This is a genomic window from Pseudomonas sp. PSPC3-2 (assembly GCF_049897085.1).
Lineage (GTDB): Bacteria > Pseudomonadota > Gammaproteobacteria > Pseudomonadales > Pseudomonadaceae > Aquipseudomonas > Aquipseudomonas paraveronii.
This window is the reverse complement of the sequence record NZ_JAFCVO010000021.1, coordinates 1-17,130: the sequence shown is the minus strand read 5'-3', so window position 1 is coordinate 17,130 and position 17,130 is coordinate 1. Positions and strand designations below refer to the sequence as shown.

Here is a 17,130-nt window from a genome sequence, read left to right as displayed (position 1 = left end):
GTTTTTTCTTTAGCTCTGATGAAAAGTGATTCTGAAGCAAAGTGTCGTCATTAGAAAAAGGAGAGTGCTGTGTCGCGTAGACGCGTCGTAGTCACCGGTATGGGTATGTTGTCGCCACTGGGCACGGATGTGTCGAGCAGTTGGCAGGGCATTCTGGCTGGCCGCAGTGGTATCGGTCTGATCGAACACACGGACCTTTCTGCCTATTCCACCCGTTTTGGCGGCTCGGTAAAGGGGTTCAATGTCGAGGAATACCTCTCGATCAAAGAGTCCCGCAAACTCGACCTGTTCATTCAATACGGCCTGGCAGCGGGTTTTCAGGCAGTGCGTGACGCTGGCCTGGAAGTCACCGACGCCAACCGTGAGCGCATCGGCGTGGCCATGGGGTCTGGTATTGGTGGTTTGACCAATATCGAAGAGACCAGCCGCACGTTGCACGAGTCCGGCCCCCGTCGAATTTCACCGTTCTTCGTGCCGGGTTCGATCATCAATATGATTTCCGGTTTCCTGTCCATCCATCTGGGCGCACAGGGACCTAACTACGCGATTGCTACCGCTTGCACCACAGGTACTCATTGCATCGGCATGGCCGCGCGCAACATTGCCTATGACGAAGCGGACGTGATGATCGCCGGTGGCGCCGAAATGGCGGCGTGCGGCCTGGGCATGGGCGGTTTCGGCGCGTCACGTGCGCTGTCGACCCGCAACGACGAGCCCGCTCGCGCCAGCCGTCCGTGGGACAAAGGTCGTGACGGTTTCGTCCTGGCCGACGGCGCCGGTGCCCTGGTGCTGGAAGAGCTGGAACACGCTAAGGCGCGTGGTGCGACGATCTACGCCGAGCTGATCGGTTTTGGCATGAGTGGCGACGCCTACCACATGACTTCGCCACCTTCCGACGGTGCCGGCGCCGCACGTTGCATTACCAACGCCCTGCGCGATGCGAAGATCAGCCCGGACCGGGTGCAGTACATCAACGCCCACGGTACTTCGACGGCGACCGGCGACCTGGCGGAAGCCGAAGCGGTCAAGTCGGTATTCGGCGAGCACGCCTACAAGCTGGCGGTCAGCTCCACCAAGTCCATGACCGGCCACCTGTTGGGTGCGGCGGGCGCGGTCGAAGCGATCTTCAGCGTACTGGCCATCAAGGATCAGGTCGCTCCGCCGACCATCAACCTCGATGAGCCGGATGAAGGCTGCGACCTGAACTTCGTGCCTCACGAAGCGCAGAAAATGCCGATCGACGTGGTGTTGTCCAACTCGTTCGGTTTCGGTGGTACCAACGGTTCCCTGGTGTTCCGCCGGTTCGCTGAGTAATGCATAGCTGGGTCGACGGTCAGCCAGCGGACAGCGTGCCCCTGAAAGATCGCGGCCTGGCGTATGGCGATGGCCTGTTCGAAACCATCGCCGTCAAGGCCGGGCAACCCGTGTTGCTCGACCGCCACCTGCAACGCCTGGCTGAAGGTTGCAGGCGGTTGGCATTGGTTGCGGACCACGCATTGGTCCGCAGCGAAGTGCTCGCTTACGCCACCGCCCTCGGCGACGGCGTACTCAAGTTGATCCTCACCCGTGGCGACAGCCTGCGCGGTTATGGCATCAACCCCGGCGCCCCGGTGCGCCGTATCCTGCAGGGCAGTCCGCCTGCTGCTTATTCCCAGGCTCATGGCGCCGACGGTATCCGCCTGTTTCCGTGCGTCACCCGTTTGTCCGAGCAGCCGCTGCTGGCCGGTCTTAAACATCTCAATCGCCTCGAACAAGTGATCGCTCGCGCCGAGTGGCAAGATGCCGAGCATGCCGAAGGTTTGATGCTGGATATGTCCGGGCGCGTCATCGAAGGCGTGTTCAGCAACCTGTTCCTGGTGCGCAACGGCGTGTTGCTGACCGCCGATCTGAATCGTTGCGGCGTGGCCGGGGTCATGCGTGCCGAGATCCTGGCCCAGGCGCAGGCGCTCGGCACCCCGGTGGTCGTGGCCGATATCAGCCTTGAGCAGTTGCAGTCGGCCGACGAGGTTTTTGTCTGCAACAGCGTTTATGGCATTTGGCCGGTGCGCGACTGCGCTGCGATGAGCTGGCCGGTTGGGCCGCTCACCCGTAAACTGCAGGGCATTGTTCGCACGCTATTGGATATTTGAGTTGATACGAAAACTGTTGTTACTGCTGCTGATCGGTCTGTTCTCGGCGGCATTGCTGTTGGGGGTGTCGGCCTGGAAGCTCAACTCAGCCCTGAAGCAGCCCTTGCACCTGACCGAGGAGCAACTGCTCGACGTGCCGGCAGGTTCCACGCCGACCGGCACCTTCAATCGCCTGGAAGCCGACGGGGTGCTCGACGGCGCGTTCTGGTTGCGTCTTTACTGGCGTTTCAATCTCGAAGGCCAGCCATTGCACAGCGGTGAATACCGCCTGACACCCGGGCTCACCGCCCAAGGCTTGATCGGTTTGTGGCAGCGTGGCGAAGTGGTGCAATACAGCCTGACGCTGGTGGAGGGTTGGAATTTTCGCCAAGTGCGCTCGGAGTTGGCCAAGCATGAAAAGATCGTGCAGAGCCTTGCCGGGCTGAGTGACAGTGAAGTGATGGACAAACTCGGCCACCCTGGGGTGTTCCCCGAGGGGCGATTCTTTCCCGATACCTATCGCTTTGTGCGCGGCATGACGGATGTCGAGTTCCTCAAGAAGGCCTATAACCGCCTGGATGACGTACTCGCCCAGGAGTGGAGCAAGCGCGCCGCCGACGCGCCGTACACCGACCCGTACCAAGCCCTGATCATGGCCTCCCTGGTGGAGAAAGAGACCGGTGTGCCGGAGGAGCGGGGGCAGATCGCCGGGGTATTCGTGCGTCGCATGAAGATCGGCATGCTGCTGCAGACCGATCCCACGGTGATCTACGGCCTGGGCGAACGCTACAACGGCAAGCTGACGCGCGCCCATCTCAAGGAAGCCAATCCGTACAACACCTACATGATTGCCGGGCTCCCACCGACACCCATCGCGATGGTCGGCCGCGAGGCGATTCATGCGGCGTTGAACCCGGTATCGGGCAGCAGCCTGTATTTCGTCGCACGGGGCGATGGCAGCCATATTTTCTCGGATGACTTGGATGCGCATAATGCCGCCGTGCGTGAGTTCCAGCTCAAGCGTCGCGCCGATTACCGTTCCAGCCCGGCGCCGCAGGTGAAACCGTTGGAAGACGCCACGCCGACGAACGACGCACCTGCCGCCTCCGCCGAGCCTGCGCCGGACGCCGTCGCACCGCAAAGCCCGCAATGACTCTGACTAAGGACTGCCTGTGACTGGCTTGTTTATTACCCTGGAAGGCCCGGAAGGCGCCGGCAAAAGTACCAACCGCGATTACCTGGCCGGGCGTTTGCGCACCGAGGGTATTGAGGTGGTGCTGACCCGCGAGCCCGGCGGTACGCCGTTGGCCGAGCGCATTCGTGAAGTGCTGCTGGCTCCGGGTGAAGAACAGATGAATCCGGACGCCGAGCTGCTGCTGGTGTTCGCCGCCCGCGCCCAGCATCTGGCCGAAGTGATTCGCCCGGCACTGGCCCGTGGTGCCGTGGTGATTTGTGACCGTTTCACCGATTCCACCTATGCCTACCAAGGCGGCGGCCGCGGCCTGTCCCAGGCGCGCATTGCCACCCTGGAAACCTTCGTCCAAGGCGATTTGCGCCCTGACCTGACCCTGGTGTTCGACCTGCCGGTGGAAGTCGGCCTGGCCCGCGCCAGTGCGCGTGGCCGCCTGGACCGCTTCGAACTGGAAGGCCAGGCGTTTTTCAACGCCGTGCGCAGCGCGTTCCTCGCCCGGGCCAAGGCCGAGCCGGCGCGTTACTACCTGCTGGACGCCGCCCAGCCGCTGGCCCAGGTGCAGCACGCCATCGATGCCCTGCTACCGACATTGCTGGAGCGCGCCCGTGGCTGAAGCCTACCCCTGGCAGGACAGTCTCTGGCAGCAACTGGCCGGCCGTGCCCAGCACGCCCACGCCTACTTGTTGCACGGCCCGGCGGGTATCGGTAAGCGCGCACTCGCCGAACGCCTGATGGCCAGCCTGCTGTGCCAACGCCCGGTCAACCTGGAAGCCTGCGGCGCGTGCAAATCCTGCCTGCTACTCAAGGCCGGCAGCCACCCGGACAACTACCTGCTGGAACCCGAGGAGGCAGACAAGGCGATCAAGGTCGACCAGGTGCGTGATCTCGTCAGCTTCGTGGTGCAGACCGCGCAGATGGGCGGGCGCAAGGTCATACTGATCGAACCCGTGGAGGCGATGAACATCAACGCCGCCAACGCCTTGCTCAAAAGTCTCGAAGAGCCTTCCGGCGATACCGTGCTGTTGCTGGTCAGCCACCAGTCCAGCCGCTTGTTGCCGACCATTCGTAGCCGTTGCGTGCAGCAGGCGTGCCCGTTGCCCAGCGAAGCGATGAGCCTGCAGTGGCTGGAGCAGGCGCTGCCGGACTGCTCCGCCGCCGAGCGCGTCGAGCTGCTGACCCTGGCCGCCGGCTCACCCCTGGCCGCCGTGAAGCTGCAAGCCCAGGGTGTGCGCGAGCAACGTGCGCTGGTGGTGGACGGGGTGAAAAAGCTGCTCAAGCAAGAGCTGTCTGCCAGCCAGTTGGCCGAAGCTGCCTGGAAGGACATCCCCTTACTGCTGCTGTTCGACTGGTTCTGCGACTGGTCGAGCCTGATCCTGCGCTACCAGTTGACCCAGGATGAAAATGGCCTGGGCCTGCCGGACATGCGCAAGGTCGTGCAATACCTCGCGCAGAAAAGCGCGCAGGACAAGGTGCTGAATATCCAGGACTGGATTCTCGCCCAGCGCCAGAAGGTGCTCGGCAAGGCCAACCTCAACCGCGTGCTGTTGCTCGAAGCGCTGCTGGTGCAGTGGGTCGGCTTGCTCGGCCGGCGTTAATTTCCGTGGCCGACGGGTGTATCGTCGGCCAGACCCTTCCCGTGATTGAAGTTGTCATTTCTTATGCTCGTAGATTCCCATTGCCACCTTGATCGCCTCGACCTCGCCCAACACGGCGGTTCCCTCGACGCCGCCCTGGAAGCGGCCCGCCAGCGTGGGGTCGGGCACTTCCTGTGCATCGGCGTCAGCGCCGACAATGCGGCCGACGTCAAAGCCCTCGCAGATCGCTATGCCGACGTGGATTGTTCGGTGGGTATCCATCCGCTGGACCTCAAGCCCGGCGAAGCCCCGGCTCTCGACTGGTTGCTCGGCGAACTCAACCACCCACGGGTGGTGGCGATTGGTGAAACCGGCCTGGACTATCACTACGAGCCCGAAGCCGCGCAATTGCAGCAGGCGTCGTTCCGCCTGCACCTGCAAGCCGCCGAGCAGACCGGCAAACCGGTCATCGTCCACACCCGAGGCGCTCGCGCCGACACCCTGAGCCTGCTGCGCGAAGCTGCATTGCCCCAGGCCGGGGTGCTGCATTGCTTCACCGAAGACTGGGACATGGCCAAGGCGGCCCTCGACTTGGGGTTCTACATTTCCCTGTCGGGCATCGTCACCTTCCGCAATGCCGACGCCCTGCGTGACGTGGCGCGACAAGTGCCGGCCGACCGGCTGCTGGTGGAAACCGACTCGCCGTACCTGGCGCCGATTCCCCATCGCGGCAAGCCGAACCTGCCGGAGTATGTGCGTGATGTGGCGGATTATCTGGCGATGCTGCGCGGTGAATCCTACGAGCGCTTTGCCGAGCAGACCACCGAGAACTTCAAGCGCCTGTTTCCGCTGGCTCACGTCGCCGTTTAACGCGGCCAAAGCGCAGGCAAAAAAAACCCGGGTTCTGGGGGGGGAATCCGGGTTAAGACCATTAGGAGTAAAACAAGGGCACACAGTCCGTCGGTACCCAGATCGACGCGTCACTTGGGGGAGATGTCGCGCCGACAGTTGAAGTATTGATCAGTATCCGATTCAGTCCAGTCGCGTCTGGTCGTTTTTTAAACAGATTTGGAATACGCGCGCTTCGCTTGAGTTCTCATTGAGCGGATGTACAGGCGTAAACGTTATGTATTATTTCTGACTGAACGCCATGAATTCGTTGGCGCGCTGAAAGTAATGTGTGTGACGGGTTCACATAGGCGTTGCCCAACGACCGTTCAGTCGGGATAATCTCTCGCACCGGGTAAATCGTATCGCCACGTATCCTTGGCCCTGCGCAACCCTCCCTTTACCGACCTCTGCAGACCTTTTCCTCATGCAAAAAGAACCCCGTAAGGTCCGTGAGTTTCGCCGCCGCGAGCAGGAAATTCTCGATACCGCCCTCAAGTTGTTCCTCGAACAAGGTGAAGACAGCGTTACCGTCGAGATGATTGCGGATGCCGTAGGTATCGGCAAAGGCACCATCTACAAGCATTTCAAGTCCAAGGCCGAGATCTACCTGCGCCTGATGCTCGACTACGAGCGCGACCTGAACGAGCTGCTGCATTCGGCCGATGTGGACAAGGACAAGGAAGCTCTGTCGCGGGCTTACTTTGAGTTCCGCATGCGTGACCCGCAGCGCTACCGCCTGTTCGACCGTCTGGAAGAGAAGGTGGTCAAGGGCCACCAGGTGCCGGAAATGGTCGAGGAGTTGCACAAGATCCGCGCCTCGAACTTCGAGCGCCTGACCCTGCTGATCAAGGGCCGCATCAGCGAAGGCAAGTTGGAAGACGTGCCGCCGTATTTCCACTACTGCGCCGCCTGGGCGTTGGTGCATGGCGCCGTGGCGCTGTACCACTCGCCGTTCTGGAGCAATGTGCTGGAAGATCAGGAAGGCTTCTTCCAGTTCCTGATGGACATCGGCGTGCGCATGGGCAACAAGCGCAAGCACAGCGCTGAGCTGCCACCCGTTGAAGCCACGCCCGCCGAGACGCCTGCCACGTAATGATTTGCTGCCAGGCGCAGTAACCCAGGAATATACTCAGGTAAGGCGCTTGCTAAAAGCTGATTTATAAGTCAGCTTTTAGCGCGTCCGAATTATCCTCTGCCGGAGTGATCCATGATCGTTGATCGTCAAGGCAGGCGTTTTCGCAATTTGCGGATCAGCCTGACCTCAGCCTGCAATTACGCGTGTACCTACTGCGTGCCTAACGGCAAGCGGTTGGTGGCTGCCCAGGACGAACTCTCGGCCGAGGCCATGGCCCGTGGCGTGGCTTACCTGATCGAAGCCGCCGGTATCGAACGCCTGCGCATCACCGGCGGCGAACCGTTGGTCAGCCCCAAGCTGGAAGCCTTCATGGGCGCCGTGGGTGGGATGGGCCTCAGTGACATCAGCCTGACCACCAACGGCCAACTGCTGGCGCGCAAACTGCCGCTGCTGGTGGACGCCGGCATTCGGCGGATCAACGTCTCCCTCGACACGCTGAACGCCGACGCCTTCCGCAGCATCGCCCGTGGTGGCGACCTGGCCACGGTGCTCGATGGCATGGACCAGGCGCGCGCGGCCGGGATCAAGATCAAGGTCAATATGGTGCCGCTGCGCGGTCAGAACCTCGACCAGGTGATGCCGCTGCTCGACTATTGCCTGGAGCGGGGCTACGAGCTGCGCTTTATCGAACTGATGCGCATGGGCCACCTGGCCAAGGACTCCAATGCGTTCCTGCAGCAATTCGTCAGCCTTCAGCAACTGCTTAGCCTGATCGGCGAACACCACGAATACCTGCAAGCCAACGCTCCCGTGGATGCCACGGCGGTGCGCTACGAAGTGCCGGGCAAGGGCTTCTTTGGCGTGATCGCCAACGAAAGCGTGCCGTTCTGCCGTACCTGTTCACGGTTGCGGCTGTCGTCCACCGGTTGGCTGCATGGCTGCCTGTCGTCGAGCAACCGTCACTATGTCGGCGACCTGCTCGATAAACCGCGCCACCAGGCGCTGCCTGCCTTGCAGGGCTTGTTGATGAAGGCTCTGGGCGATAAACAGGAAGTGGCGTTCTCCGGCGGTGCGACCATCATGAAGATCATCGGCGGCTAACCCTGCCCCCTGGATTTCACACCATCCAGTGTGGGAGGGGGCTTGCTCCCGATTGCAATGTGTCAGTCCCAGATGAGCTGACTGACTCACTGCCATCGGGAGCGAGCCCCCTCCCACATTTAGTGATGCGTTGTTTCCAAATGGCGCGGATTCTGCATCTCGTGTCCATTCGCCGGTTTTCCGTCACCGGCTTCTGGAGGATTAGGATGCGTAGTCTGGTTTTGTTGCTGGCGTCGTTGGCGCTGAGTGGTTGCATGACCGTCAGCGATATGGCCGAAGGCACCCGTTATCAGATGAGCGATGCCGGGTTGCTGGACCACAGCGACACCCGGCGCACCGCCTCGATTCGCGTGCAGCCGGACTCCTTCATCTTCATCGCCCAGGGCGCCTTCGTGCCGCCGGGCAGCGCCTATCCGCGACCGAACGTGGTCGCCGAAGAAGCCTTCAACGGTTTCGTCGAATACTTCCCCATGGTGCGCCGCGCCCGTCAGCCCGAAGGCCTCGAACAAGCCATGGCCGAAGCCCGTGCGGCTGGCGCTCACTACTTGCTGTACTGCCGCTTCGCCAAGGCGGATGACCGCATCGGCAACGCCGATGAGTGGACTGACCAGCAGGCGCTCGACCGTGTCGGCCTGGACAGCGGCGTTATCCAGATCATGTTGATCGAGACCAGCACCCAGTATTTGATTGATACTGCACGGATTCACAGTCGTGGCGGTTTACTGACGTTCCACGACAATAAGCCCCAAGATCTGATCGCCCGCCCCCTGGCGCAGTACGCCCGAGGCCTGCTGGGCATGAGCGATCAGTAAGCCAGAGGAGAACCCCATGACCGATTCCGCCAAGGCCAATGATCTATTGGCTCAACTGCCCAAGGGCAAGGGGCCGGCGCCGGTGCATCTGTGGAACCCGGACTTCTGCGGCCACATCGACATGCGTATCGCCCGCGACGGCACCTGGTATTACCAGGGCACGCCGATCGGGCGTAAACCGATGGTCAAGCTGTTCTCCAACATCATCCGGCGCGATGGCGATGAGTACTTTCTGGTCACCCCCGTGGAAAAGGTCGGCATCACCGTCGAGGATGCGCCGTTTGTCGCGGTCACCCTGGAAGTCGAAGGGCAGGGCGAAAGCCAACGGTTGCGCTTCACCACGCAAGTCGACGAGCAGGTTGAGGCTGGTCTCGAACACCCGCTGCGGGTGGTGATCGACCCCGACACCGAGGAGCCTTCGCCCTATCTGCGGGTGCGCACCAACCTCGAAGCCCTGGTTCATCGCAACGTGTTCTACCAATTGGTCGAGCTGGCGGTGAGCCGCCCAATCAACGGTCGGAACTGGCTCGGCGTGTGGAGCGACGGGGTGTTTTTCCCGATTGGCCTGGAGCCCTGAGGGCGGTTTTTTTCTCCCCCTGAAATAATTTGCTTGCTGCAAACGGCGGCTTTCGGTTATCAATTTGTACATGATTAGACATGTCCGATTTGATAAGAAAAAACGCGTCGTCGACGAACTCATCCGCCGTATCGAAGGTGGGGTGATGGCCGACGGTTTCCTGCTGCCGGGTGAGTATCAACTGGCCGAAGAGTTTGCAGTCAGTCGCGGCACATTGCGCGAAGCCCTGGCCGAGCTCAAGCGCCGCCACTACATTGCCACCCAGAGCGGCGTTGGCTCCATCGTCACCTTCGACGGCATGGTGCTCGACCAACGCAGCGGCTGGGCTCAGGCACTGGCCGACACCGGCGCCCTGGTGAGCACCGATATCCTGCGTTTCGAAGCCGTGACCCGCCCGGACCTGTTCAGCCGTTTCGGCTGCGACCAATTTATTGCCCTCGACCGCCGTCGACGCACCGCCGATGGCCGCGCCGTGTCCCTGGAACGCTCGCTGATGCCAGCCTCGGGTGGCCTGGAAGGCCTGCCCCGCGTCGGGCTGATCGATAACTCCCTGACCATCACCCTGGCCGCCTACGGTTACGTCGGCGCCGAAGGTGATCAATGGATCGGCGCCGAGCCCCTGACCGATGAAGACGCCGAGCTGCTCGGCCGCCCGGCGCGCACGGTGTTTCTCAAGGCGTCGCGCACCACTTACGACCGGCGCGAGCGCTTCATGGAGTACGTCGAAAGTCTGCTCGACCCTGTGCATTTTCGTCTGCATCTGCAGTTTGGCGCGGCGAAATGACCGCGCACAGTCGCGCCCTCGGCGCCTTCTACGGCCTGGCGTTGGGCGATGCCCTGGGCATGCCGACCCAGTCCCTGAGCCGCGAACAAATCAGGGCTCGCTTCGGTGCCATCACCGGCCTGGAAGATGCCGACGCCGACCAACCCATCGCACCGAACATGCCCGCCGGCTCCATCACCGATGACACCGAGCAGGCGATCCTCGTCGGCGAGTTGCTGGTGGAAGGCCAGGGCACGATCGCGCCGAGCGTACTCGCGCAGCGCCTGATCGACTGGGAAGCGCGGATGCGCGCCAAGGGTTCCCAGGACCTGCTGGGCCCTTCGACCAAGCGCGCCATCGATATGATCCTCACCGGGCATACGCCTGAAGAATCCGGGCGCTACGGCACCACCAACGGCGCAGCGATGCGCATCACGCCGGTGGGGATTGCCGCCGATGTCCGCGACCCTGCTTCGTTCATCCAGGCGGTGATCCAGGCGTGCCAGGTCACTCACAACACCAGCCTGGGCATCTCAAGCGCTGCGGCGGTGGCGGCAGTGGTGTCGGCCGGGATCAACGGGGCGGACCTGGGCGAAGCGCTGAACGTCGGCACCCAGATCGCCCAGCAGGCCGAACGCCACGGGCACTGGGTGGCCGGCGGCCGTATTTCCACGCGCATCAGTTGGGCGCGGACCTTGAGCGTCGCCAGTGGCGACAAGGCGCTGTTCGCCGACCTGCTCTATGAGTTGATCGGCACCTCCGTCGCTTCCCAGGAATCGGTGGTGGTGTCGTTCGCCCTCGCGCAGCAAGTGGCGGTGGGCGCGATGAATGCCTTCGACGCCTTGTGCCTGGCCGCCAGCCTGGGCGGCGACACCGACACCATCGCCGCGATCCTCGGCGCGATGCTGGGGGCGTGCCTGGGGATGCAGTGCTGGCCTGCGGCGATGATCGAACAGGTCAAGCAGGTCAACGGGTTGGCGTTGCAGCCGTTGGTTGACGGGCTGCTCACCTTGCGCCAGATGCCACAGGCCGGCCCGCTCGCACATTGACCGCATCAAGATTGCGCTTTGCGAATTTGCCACAACCCTAACAATACCGGCACCAGGAGCACCCGCACATGAGTACGTCCACTTTCGGCCAAAGCGCCGGGCGCTTGGAAACACGCGGCATCGAACCGGTCCCCGAAGGCGAGTGCAACGGCCATCCACTGCAACTGTTCTGGGTGTGGTTCGCGGCCAACATCAGCATCCTGGGGTTGCCGCTGGGCGCCACCCTGGTTGCGTTTCGCGGCCTGGCCATCTGGCAGGCGATCATCGTCGCCATTCTCGGCGCCGCTGGCTCCTTCGCGGTGGTGGGTGTCATCTCGATTGCCGGGCGTCGTGGGCACGCGCCGAGCCTGACGCTGTCCCGCGCCATTTTCGGCGTGCGCGGCAATATCGGGCCGACGTTGGTGTCGCTGATGTCGCGCCTGGGTTGGGAAACCGTCAACACCACCACCGCCGCCTTCGTGTTGCTGTCGTTGTGTACGATCCTGTTCCAAACCCCGGTCGCGGCGAAAAGTGCGCCGCTGCTGACCCTGCTGTTCATCGCTATTTTCGTGCTGCTGACCCTGGCCGTTTCCGGCCTGGGCCACGCCACCTTGCTGGTGATCCAGAAGTGGGCGACCTACGTGTTCGGCGCCTTGAATCTCCTGGTCGGCGGCTTCCTCTGCGCCACCATCGACTGGAGCGCAGTGTTCAACGCCACCCCGGCGCCCTTGAGCGCGATGCTCATCGGTATCGGCACCATGGCCGCCGGCACCGGTATCGGCTGGGCCAACGCCGGCGCCGACATGTCGCGCTACCAGCACCGCAGCGTCAAGGCCGTGCGCCTGGTGGCATCCGCCGCGTTCGGCGCGGGCATTCCGTTGGTGCTGCTGATCACCCTCGGAGGCCTGCTGTCGGTGGGCAACAACGACCTGGCGTCGGCGACTGACCCGATCGTCGCGATCCGCGACATGCTGCCCACCTGGATGGCCGTGCCGTACTTGATCACGGCGTTTGGCGGGCTGTTGCTGTCCAATAACCTGTCGGTGTATTCGGCCGGTCTCACTACCTTGACCCTCGGCTTGAAGGTCAAGCGCGTGTACGCGGTGATCGTCGATATCGTGGCGATCTTCGCCGGCTCCATCTACTTCATGCTGATCGCCGACAGTTTCTACGGCCCGTTCATCACCTTCATCTCGTTACTGGCGGTGCCGATCACTGCGTGGGTGGGGATCTTCGTGGTCGACCTGATTCACCGTCATTACTACAGCCCCAAGGACCTGCTGGACGTCAGCCCAAGCAGCGCCTATTGGTACCACGGCGGGGTGGAATGGCGTGCGTTGGGTGCCTGGGCCGTGGCGATCGGGCTCGGGTTCAGTTTCACCACCATCGGCACCACCGCCGACAACATCTGGTTCGCCGGGCCGTTGTCCGATTCCTGGCTGGGCCACAACGGCCTGGGCTGGATCGTGACGTTCCTGGTGGCCGGCGGGATGTATGCGGCATTGGGCGGCGCCGCTGACCGGCGTCCGGTGTTCGTCGAGCGTGCCAATGCCTAGGTTGCTGCACACCGGCCAGGTCATCGTCGACCTGGTCATGGCCCTCGATCAATTGCCAGCGAGCGGCGGCGATGTGTTGGCGCAATCGGCCAGTTTCGAAGCCGGCGGCGGCTTTAATGTGATGGCGGCGGCGCGGCGCAACGGGCTGCCGGCGGTCTACCTGGGGCGCCATGGCACTGGGCGTTTCGGCGATCTGGCCCGCGCGGCGATGCAGGCCGAAGGCATCGACATGGCGCTGCCTGCCAGCCGCGGCAAGGACACCGGCCTGTGCGTGGCGCTGACAGAAGCCAGCACCGAGCGCACCTTCATCTCCCATCTGGGCGCCGAGGGTGAGCTGAGTGCCGAGGACTTGGCCAGCGTGGTGCCGCGTGCCGATGACTACGTGTACGTGAGTGGCTACAGCCTGCTCCTCGACGGCAAGGCCCAGCCGCTGATCGACTGGCTACTGGCGCTGCCACGGGCGATTGCGGTGGTCTTCGACCCTGGCCCGCTGGTCAAGGCGCCGGATTCGGCGTTGATGCGCGCGCTGCTGCCGCGTATCGACATCTGGACCAGCAACGGCCCCGAAGCCGTGGCGTTCACTGGCGCGGTGGATATTGCCAAGGCGCTGCTGGCGCTCAACCAGCACCTGCCCGCCGAAACGCTACGGGTGGTGCGCGATGGACCGAAGGGTTGCTGGGTCGGGCGGGCGAATGCGCTCGAGCATGTGCCCGGCTTCAAGGTGCAGGCGGTCGACAGCAATGGCGCGGGAGATGCGCACGCGGGCGTGTTTATCGCCGGTTTGGCCAACGGTTTGAACGCTCTCGACGCGGCGCGGCGCGCCAATGCGGCAGCCGCTTTGGCGGTGACGCGCTGGGGGCCGGCGACTTCTCCAGGCACCGCCGAAGTCGATGCGCTATTAGCCGACTAACCCCCTATTCGATGCATCAAGGCGCAGGCTGTTTCGGTGCGCCAGGGATATTCGAGTCGTCGCCCTTGTTGATATTCGGCTGATTGACACCTGGGCCCATTTTGCCGTTGCCGACGGCCGCCGGCGCCTGGCGCTGGGTGTCGTTGCCTTGGGTGCGCGGGTCGGCGCCGTTGTCGATGATCGCGCCGCCATTGGTGTCGAGGCCGGTGCCCATCGAGTCCTGGGATTCCTGGGTCGCCGAGCTCGGCGGAGTGTCGACCGGATCAGTCTTGCCGGTAGACGAGGACGCGGCGAAGGCGCTCAGCGAGGCAGCGGACAACAGCGCGGTGAAGGCGAGGGCGGCACACTTGGAATGCTTCATGAGGGTGTCTCCATTAGGATTAATGTCCTTACCCTTTATTGGTCAGCCCTCATTTGCTGTTCGTGCCTGGATGCCGACGAGCGGTCTCAGGACACCTGTAAGATTTTGTGTGCCGAGAGGTGGCGCGCTATCAGGCGTGCCACGGTGATCATCCAGTTCAGGGCGGCGATGGCCAGTACGCCCATCATCAATGTCGGCAGGCCGTAGTCGACGATGATCCTGCCCGCTAGCCAGGGAAACCCGAAGACGCCGACAAAATACGCCAGGCTGAACAGCAGCAACGCTTGGGACGTAGTGCCGGACGGCGATTCGTGGGCTACCAGCCCATTGATCACCGAATACGTCAGGCCGTACCCGACCCCTAACGTGGCAGCCGCGAGCAAGTAGCTGAGGTTGCCGCTCACACCAAACGCAAACAGTGCAATCGACCCCAGCATGATCCCGGACAACACACACGCCGCCCGATAGGCATCACGCTTGACCACGAAGCCGGCGATCAACAGGCGGCTGGTGATCGCGGCACTCAGGAACCCCGCGAAGAACAGCGAATAGTCCAACCCATGTGCGGCCGCGTAGCTGGTCTGGAACGATGACAGCCCGCCAAACACGCAACCGCCCAGACCGACCATCAAGATGGCGAACGCCGCCTTGGAAGACAGTACCCGGCGGATGGCGGCCAGGGAAATCCTCGACGTCGGTGCATTCGCGTGACGCTTGAGTTGTGCGCCCAATCGCCAGAACAGCACCACCCCGGCCAGGCTGGCCACCCCAGCGATATAGAAGGCGGTCGTCAGGGGCAGGTCCAGCGCACTGGTGGCTCGTCCGAGCAGAGGCCCGGCACCGATCCCACTCAACATACTGCCCGACAGCAGCGCAAAGTACTTGGCCCGCTGCCTGGGCTCAACCAGCAAGGTCACGATGATCGGGCCCAGCGTGTAGAACACGCCCCAGCCCAATCCGAGGGCCAGCCCGAACAGCATCAAGCCTTGGCCAAACCCCGGCGTCAGGGCAAAACCGAGGCAGGCCACCACCAGCAACACGCCCATCCCCGCAATCGCTCGTGCCGCGCCCAACGCGTCGGCCATATGCCCGGAGAGCACTACCGCGACGAAGGTACTGAGCATCGCCGTGGAAATCACGCTGCCGGCGTCATGCTCATTCCCGCCGCGCGAATGAATCAGCAGCGATAGCAGAAACGTCGAGCCGTAGGACAACGACAACAGGAAGCTGGCAAGGCAAAACAGGGCGAATAACTTTCCGCCCACCGGGGATGTTGAGTTCATGAGCACGCCTTGGAATCATTGGAGTTATGGCGACTTTCTACCATGCACGTCAGGGCGGATTGTTCTGTAGTTGGTGGTGCTTGCATTAGCCCGCAACGGAGTGAGGTGCCCTGGCCACCCCGAAATTGCACTGCAATCTGTCATCAAACCGTCTTAGTATGTGGCCTTTGAATTTACCCAAGGCGCGCCCATGACCATCGAGATTCGCCCCGCCGTGCCCAGCGATGCTGCGCAGATCCTGACTTTCATTACCGAGCTTGCCGAGTTTGAGAGGGCTCGTCATGAAGTGATCGCCAGTGTGGTGGACATCGAGCGCAGCCTGTTCAGCGAGGGCGCGACTGCCCATGGGCTGATTTGCCTGCGCGACGGATTGCCGATCGGGTTCGCGGTGTTCTTTTTCAGCTATTCCACGTGGCTGGGCAGCAACTGCCTGTACCTCGAAGACCTCTACATCAACCCCGAGCAACGCGGTGGCGGGGCCGGCAAGAAGTTGCTGCGCCACCTGGCGAAGATCGCCTGCGACAACGGCTGCGGGCGTTTCGAGTGGAGCGTGCTGGATTGGAACGAGCCGGCGATTGCCTTCTACAAATCCATCGGCGCCCAGCCCCAGGAAGAGTGGGTGCGCTACCGCATGGAAGGCGATGCGCTGCGGGATTTCGCCCAGGGCTGATGAAAACCCCGATGAAAACCGGCATCCCGACGCCGGTTTTTTTACGCGCTCTCTCACTATGTGGGATGTAAATTTATATATTGAGATATTTAAAGGTCTGGGTTTATAGTCGGCTGCATCAGCACTCACTACCAAAAATAAAACAGGTGAAGCGATGCAGGCACACCCTCTGTCACTCCCCGCCGTGCCCGAACCCACCTATGGCGAGCGGCTGAAGCACAAGGTGGTGATCATCACCGGCGCCGCCCAAGGCATTGGCGAGGCGATCGTTGCCTGCTTCCAGGCCCAGCAGGCACGGTTGGTGATCGCCGATATCCAGGCCGAAAAGGTCGAGCAAGTCGCCGTTCACTGGCGCGAACGCGGCGCCGAGATCTACGCGCAGCCGGTCGACATCACGTCCCAGGCGCAATGGCAGGCGCTGGTCAATTTGGCCATCGAGCGCTTCGGCCGCGTCGATGTGCTGGTCAACTGCGCCGGGGTCAATGTGTTCCGCGACCCGTTGCAGATGACCGACGAGGACTGGCGACGCTGCTTCGCCATCGACCTCGACGGTGCCTGGTACGGCTGCCGCACGGTGTTGCCGCACATGATCGAGCAGGGCATCGGCAACATCATCAACATCGCCTCGAGCCATTCCAGCCACATCATTCCCGGCTGTTTTCCCTACCCGGTCGCCAAACACGGCCTGCTCGGCCTGACCCGCGCCCTCGGCATCGAATACGCGTCCAAGGGTATCCGCGTGAATGCCATCGCGCCGGGCTATATCGAAACCCAGCTCAACGTCGACTACTGGAACGGTTTCCCCGACCCCCAGGCCGAGCGCCAGCGCGCGTTCGACCTGCACCCACCCAAGCGCATCGGCCAGCCTGTTGAGGTGGCGATGACCGCGCTGTTTCTGGCCACCGATGAGGCGCCCTTTATCAACGCCACCTGCCTGATGATCGATGGCGGGCGGTCGGTGATGTACCACGACTAGAACTTGTCACTCTCCAATAACAACAAGAGGTGCCGTTCATGAAAAAAGCCCTACGCGTACTCACCGCCGCTATCGCGTTAAGCGGCCTCAGCAGTCTGGCCGTTGCCGAAGAAGTGAAGATCGGCTTTTTGGTCAAACAAGCCGAAGAACCCTGGTTCCAGACCGAATGGGCCTTCGCCGAAAAAGCCGGCAAGGAACATGGTTTCACCGTGATCAAGATCGCCGTGCCCGACGGCGAGAAAACCCTCTCGGC

18 protein-coding genes and 1 pseudogene are annotated in these 17,130 nt (G+C 62.6%); 17 read left to right on the top strand and 2 right to left on the bottom strand.

Going from position 1 to position 17,130, the window contains the following annotated elements; all coding sequences use genetic code 11:
* Positions 1-69 precede the first annotated feature (69 nt).
* From fabF to ACP7CJ_RS25405, 14 genes are all read left to right on the top strand, one after another.
* Positions 70-1,314 (top strand): beta-ketoacyl-ACP synthase II, encoded by a 1,245-nt coding sequence (fabF, locus tag ACP7CJ_RS25470; RefSeq protein WP_276194398.1) that lies wholly within the window; start codon positions 70-72, stop codon positions 1,312-1,314.
* Positions 1,314-2,129 carry an aminodeoxychorismate lyase gene (pabC, locus tag ACP7CJ_RS25465; protein WP_247408289.1) on the top strand — a complete coding sequence of 272 codons (816 nt, stop codon included), beginning with the start codon at positions 1,314-1,316 and terminating at the stop codon, positions 2,127-2,129. The genes fabF and pabC overlap by 1 nt, the downstream gene beginning before the upstream one ends.
* Position 2,130: 1 nt before the next feature.
* Positions 2,131-3,261 (top strand): endolytic transglycosylase MltG, encoded by a 1,131-nt coding sequence (mltG, locus tag ACP7CJ_RS25460; protein ID WP_276194397.1) that lies wholly within the window; start codon positions 2,131-2,133, stop codon positions 3,259-3,261.
* Between the two features lie 19 nt (positions 3,262-3,280).
* Positions 3,281-3,913: a dTMP kinase gene (tmk, locus tag ACP7CJ_RS25455; protein WP_276194396.1), complete on the top strand. Its 633-nt coding sequence runs from the start codon at positions 3,281-3,283 to the stop codon at positions 3,911-3,913.
* The gene (locus ACP7CJ_RS25450) at positions 3,906-4,895 is read left to right on the top strand and encodes a DNA polymerase III subunit delta' (RefSeq protein ID WP_253398150.1); all 990 of its coding nucleotides are present in this window, start codon (positions 3,906-3,908) and stop codon (positions 4,893-4,895) included. The genes tmk and ACP7CJ_RS25450 overlap by 8 nt, the downstream gene beginning before the upstream one ends.
* Before the next feature lie 63 nt (positions 4,896-4,958).
* Positions 4,959-5,744, top strand: coding sequence for a TatD family hydrolase (locus ACP7CJ_RS25445; protein WP_247405608.1), 786 nt, complete (start codon positions 4,959-4,961; stop codon positions 5,742-5,744).
* Positions 5,745-6,189: 445 nt separating this feature from the next.
* The gene (locus tag ACP7CJ_RS25440; protein WP_276194395.1) at positions 6,190-6,858 is read left to right on the top strand and encodes a TetR/AcrR family transcriptional regulator; all 669 of its coding nucleotides are present in this window, start codon (positions 6,190-6,192) and stop codon (positions 6,856-6,858) included.
* A 114-nt stretch (positions 6,859-6,972) separates the two neighbouring features.
* A complete protein-coding gene (locus ACP7CJ_RS25435) occupies positions 6,973-7,941 on the top strand; it encodes a GTP 3',8-cyclase MoaA (protein ID WP_276194394.1) in 969 nt (322 codons plus the stop codon).
* A gap of 206 nt (positions 7,942-8,147) precedes the next feature.
* A complete protein-coding gene (locus ACP7CJ_RS25430; RefSeq protein WP_276194393.1) occupies positions 8,148-8,753 on the top strand; it encodes a DUF4823 domain-containing protein in 606 nt (201 codons plus the stop codon).
* 16 nt (positions 8,754-8,769) lie between these two features.
* Entirely contained in the window at positions 8,770-9,330 is a 561-nt protein-coding gene (locus tag ACP7CJ_RS25425; protein WP_276194392.1) for a DUF1285 domain-containing protein, read from the top strand.
* Positions 9,331-9,400: 70 nt separating this feature from the next.
* Positions 9,401-10,114 (top strand): GntR family transcriptional regulator, encoded by a 714-nt coding sequence (locus ACP7CJ_RS25420; RefSeq protein ID WP_276194391.1) that lies wholly within the window; start codon positions 9,401-9,403, stop codon positions 10,112-10,114.
* The gene (locus ACP7CJ_RS25415) at positions 10,111-11,142 is read left to right on the top strand and encodes an ADP-ribosylglycohydrolase family protein (protein WP_276194390.1); all 1,032 of its coding nucleotides are present in this window, start codon (positions 10,111-10,113) and stop codon (positions 11,140-11,142) included. Before ACP7CJ_RS25420 ends, ACP7CJ_RS25415 begins: the two co-directional genes overlap by 4 nt.
* Before the next feature lie 68 nt (positions 11,143-11,210).
* Positions 11,211-12,677 (top strand): purine-cytosine permease family protein, encoded by a 1,467-nt coding sequence (locus ACP7CJ_RS25410; protein WP_276194389.1) that lies wholly within the window; start codon positions 11,211-11,213, stop codon positions 12,675-12,677.
* Positions 12,670-13,587, top strand: coding sequence for a PfkB family carbohydrate kinase (locus ACP7CJ_RS25405; protein WP_276194388.1), 918 nt, complete (start codon positions 12,670-12,672; stop codon positions 13,585-13,587). The genes ACP7CJ_RS25410 and ACP7CJ_RS25405 overlap by 8 nt, the downstream gene beginning before the upstream one ends.
* Before the next feature lie 16 nt (positions 13,588-13,603).
* On the opposite strand, the gene ACP7CJ_RS25400 is transcribed toward ACP7CJ_RS25405, so the two are convergent.
* Positions 13,604-13,948 carry a hypothetical protein gene (locus tag ACP7CJ_RS25400; protein WP_276194387.1) on the bottom strand — a complete coding sequence of 115 codons (345 nt, stop codon included), beginning with the start codon at positions 13,946-13,948 and terminating at the stop codon, positions 13,604-13,606.
* Positions 13,949-14,034: 86 nt separating this feature from the next.
* Complete coding sequence (locus ACP7CJ_RS25395) at positions 14,035-15,231, bottom strand: MFS transporter (RefSeq protein WP_426102619.1); 1,197 nt, start codon at positions 15,229-15,231, stop codon at positions 14,035-14,037.
* 190 nt (positions 15,232-15,421) lie between these two features.
* Between ACP7CJ_RS25395 and ACP7CJ_RS25390 the strand changes: the two genes are divergently transcribed.
* The 3 genes and pseudogenes from ACP7CJ_RS25390 to ACP7CJ_RS25380 form a co-directional block, all read left to right on the top strand.
* Positions 15,422-15,901 carry a GNAT family N-acetyltransferase gene (locus tag ACP7CJ_RS25390; protein WP_253398135.1) on the top strand — a complete coding sequence of 160 codons (480 nt, stop codon included), beginning with the start codon at positions 15,422-15,424 and terminating at the stop codon, positions 15,899-15,901.
* Positions 15,902-16,055: 154 nt separating this feature from the next.
* A complete protein-coding gene (locus ACP7CJ_RS25385; RefSeq protein ID WP_276194385.1) occupies positions 16,056-16,877 on the top strand; it encodes an SDR family oxidoreductase in 822 nt (273 codons plus the stop codon).
* A gap of 38 nt (positions 16,878-16,915) precedes the next feature.
* A pseudogene (locus tag ACP7CJ_RS25380) lies at positions 16,916-17,130 on the top strand (arabinose ABC transporter substrate-binding protein); the annotation flags it as partial.